The sequence below is a fragment of the Streptosporangium sp. NPDC006013 genome (assembly GCF_040614275.1).
Classification (GTDB): domain Bacteria; phylum Actinomycetota; class Actinomycetes; order Streptosporangiales; family Streptosporangiaceae; genus Streptosporangium.
Window position 1 is genome coordinate 1 of record NZ_JBEXUE010000817.1, and the last position, 2527, is coordinate 2527.

The window sequence follows — 2527 nt, forward strand, 5'->3', positions numbered from 1 at the left end:
GGAGGAGGGAGCCGCAGCGTGCTGCGGTGACCGACGACAACGCGGCGAGGCGCCGCCTGACCGACCGCAGTAGGCAAAAGATCCGCAGGACAGGACCTAGACCGGGTGCCCGGGGCGGTCCCAGCCGGGGCGCAGGGAGCGTTCGGCCAGGGCGATGGTCGACTCCAGGCGGGCGGCGAGGGCCTTGACGTCGTTGATGTCGGCGGGCTCGCAGAGCTCGAAGCCGACCCGGGCGACGGCGGTGAAGAGCGCCACCACGAAGTGGGGCAGGAGGTCGTCGGGGCCGGTGCCCTGGCGCCTGCTGATCTCGGCGATCATCCGCCGCTCGTTCTCCACCAGCCGGCGCACGCTTCCCGCGAAGAGGGCGGGGGTGCTGTCGATCACTTCGCGGGCCCTGAGGAACCTGGCGGTGTCGTCGAGATCCCCCTCCTGGAGCATGGTGACCATCGCGCGCACGGCGTGTGAGAGCGCGGTGAACGGCGCCTCGTCAGCCGGGCGGGTGGCCAGCTCGGCGAGCATGGTCTCCTGCCCGTCGGCGGCCAGGGACAGGGCCACGTCCTCCTTGGTGGCGAAGTAGCGGAAGAACGTGCGCGGAGAGACGTCCACGGCCGCGGCGATCTGGTCGACGGTCGTCGCCTCGTATCCCTGCTCAAGGAAGAGGGAGAGGGCGGCGTCGATCAGTGCCATCCGGGTCTTCTGCTTCTTGCGCTCGCGAAGGCCTGGCCGACGCATGCTCGTCACCACCTCGAAACGTATAGTTCACAGTCTGCCATAAGTCATGTGCTGCCTCATAATAGAATTTGTCACTTGTCAGGGACTGCCATAAATTACCTCGGGTTGACGTCCCATGCGGGGGCGGACGAAAGATCACAGGGGGGACCCTTCCATGGCGCAGGCCAAGACGGTGGCCACGACACCACCACCACCGGATCCGGGCAGATCATCCAGGCAGGGGCACCCGTGGCTGACGCTGCTGGCGGTCTCCCTCGGCGTGATGATGGTGATGCTCGACGGCACCGTCGTCGCCATCGCCAACCCGGTGATCGGCAAGGAGCTCAACGCCTCCCTCGCCGACCTGCAGTGGGTGACCAGCGGTTACCTGCTCGCGCTCGCCGTGTTCCTGATCACCGCCGGCAAGCTCGGTGACCTGTTCGGGCACAAGCGGATCTTCGTGATCGGCATCGCGGGCTTCGCGCTCACCTCCCTGGCCATCGGCCTGTCCGACTCCATCGCCTGGCTGATCGCCTTCCGCGTCCTGCAGGGGCTCTTCGGCGCCCTGCTGCAGCCCGCGGCCCTGGCCCTGCTCCGCGCGGCCTTCCCCGCGGAGAAGCTGAACATGGCGATCGGCGTCTGGGGCGCGGTGATCGGCCTGTCCAGCGCCGCCGGCCCCATCGTCGGCGGCCTGCTGGTGGAGCACGTCAACTGGCAGTCGGTCTTCTTCATCAACGTCCCGGTCGGTATCGTCGCCCTGGCCGTCGGGTTTCTGGTGATCAAGGAGAGCAGGGCGGCCTCGCTGTCCAGGATCGACTGGCTCGGCGTGGTCCTGCTCTCCGGCGCCATGTTCTGCATGGTCTGGGCGATCATCAAGGCCCCCGAGTACGGCTGGGGCGACACCAGGACGCTCGGCTTCCTGGCCGGTGCCGTGGTGCTCGGCGCCGCGTTCGTCTACTGGCAGACCAAGGCCGCCGAGCCGCTCATCCCGCTCAGCCTGTTCGGCAACGCCTCGGTCGCGATCGGCACGGTGCTGATGGTGCTGGTGGCGTTCTCGATGTTCGGCGCGATGTTCTTCCTCACCTTCTACTTCCAGGGCGTGCACGGCCTGTCGCCGCTCGACTCGGGTATGCGGATGCTCCCGATGAGCGCGGGCATGATCGTCGCCTCACCGCTGGCGGGCCTGGCGATCGGCAGACTCGGCCCGAAGATCACGATCTCGGCGGGCATGCTGATCACGGCCGTGGCCATGTTCCTCCTCTCCCGCCTGGGCATGGACGCGGGTTACGTCGACAGCGCGATCCCGTTCGTGCTGCTCGCCTTCGGCCTCTCCCCGGTGATGGTCGGTGCCACCGAGATCATCGTGGGCAACGCCCCGGAGGAGCTCAGCGGCGTGGCGGGCGGCGTGCAGCAGTCGGCGATGCAGGTCGGAGGCTCGATGGGCACCGCGGTGCTCGGCGCGATCGTCGCGGCCAAGGTGGCCGACGTGCTTCCCGGCTACTGGACGGCCGCCAAGCTCCCGGAACTCCCCGCCGAGCAGATGGAACTGGTCAAGCAGGGTGCCTCCTACGCCCAAGCCGGTGCGGCCCCCGGCACGCCCGAGCCGATCATGCAGGCCATCACCGGCGTCGTGCACTCGTCCTTCCTGGACGGCATGCACCTCGGCTTCACGGTCAGCACCGGGGTGGCCGTCCTCGCGGCGCTGCTCGCGCTCTTCGTCAGGGCGGGCCGCAAGAGCGAGGGCGCCGCGATCCACATGGGCTGAAAGCCCTCGAACACGGCTCCCACCCCAGGCCCGGCGCTCGATCGCCGGGCC

2 protein-coding genes are annotated in these 2527 nt (G+C 68.8%); one reads left to right on the top strand and one right to left on the bottom strand.

Annotated features, from left to right (window positions below; genetic code table 11):
- Positions 1 to 96 precede the first annotated feature (96 nt).
- Positions 97 to 732 carry a TetR family transcriptional regulator gene (locus ABZ260_RS49910; protein ID WP_355632680.1) on the bottom strand — a complete coding sequence of 212 codons (636 nt, stop codon included), beginning with the start codon at positions 730 to 732 and terminating at the stop codon, positions 97 to 99.
- A 154-nt stretch (positions 733 to 886) separates the two neighbouring features.
- Here ABZ260_RS49910 and ABZ260_RS49915 point away from each other — a divergent pair, with 154 nt between their 5' ends.
- Positions 887 to 2476 (top strand): MFS transporter, encoded by a 1590-nt coding sequence (locus ABZ260_RS49915; RefSeq protein WP_355632683.1) that lies wholly within the window; start codon positions 887 to 889, stop codon positions 2474 to 2476.
- Positions 2477 to 2527 lie beyond the last annotated feature (51 nt).

Bases quoted from the DNA above. Each gene is read 5' to 3' on its own strand.
- ABZ260_RS49910 (WP_355632680.1), bottom strand. From the start codon at position 732: ATGCGTCGGCCAGGCCTTCGCGAGCGCAAGAAGCAGAAGACCCGGATG.
- ABZ260_RS49915 (WP_355632683.1), top strand. From the start codon at position 887: ATGGCGCAGGCCAAGACGGTGGCCACGACACCACCACCACCGGATCCG.